Below are 369 nucleotides of genomic sequence, written 5' to 3'. Positions count from 1 at the left end.
AGAAATTATGGACAGCAGCGAATCCCTTATGCCATGCTCTCAAGATCAATCGCCGGAATGATGAACGGGAAACTCGTCCTCGCGTTTCCAGGCTCTACAAAAGCTGCTATAGAATGTATGGATGCGATATTCCCACATGTATTACACGTTTTTAAAGTGATAGAAGGAAAAAGACATGAATGAAGAGAAAAAAAGAATAGTAGATAATTTTGGGAGGGTACATAACTATCTCAGGATTTCCCTTACCGATAGATGTACCTTACGTTGTTTCTATTGTATGCCCGAGGATGGCATTGAGCTTATGGAAAAGGAGAGTATTATGAGCCTGGAAGAGATCATTGAACTTTCCAGAACTTTTAGGGATCTGGG

2 pseudogenes are annotated in these 369 nt (G+C 40.7%); both read left to right on the top strand.

Features of this window, described 5'->3' with window-relative positions:
* Positions 1 to 183: pseudogene (locus HC175_RS20710) on the top strand (bifunctional molybdenum cofactor biosynthesis protein MoaC/MoaB); the annotation flags it as partial.
* A pseudogene (locus HC175_RS20705) lies at positions 176 to 369 on the top strand (cyclic pyranopterin phosphate synthase MoaA); the annotation flags it as partial. The pseudogenes HC175_RS20710 and HC175_RS20705, both read left to right, overlap by 8 nt.

It is taken from the genome of Salinimicrobium oceani (assembly GCF_012037645.1).
This window is presented reverse-complemented; position numbering and strand designations above follow the sequence as displayed.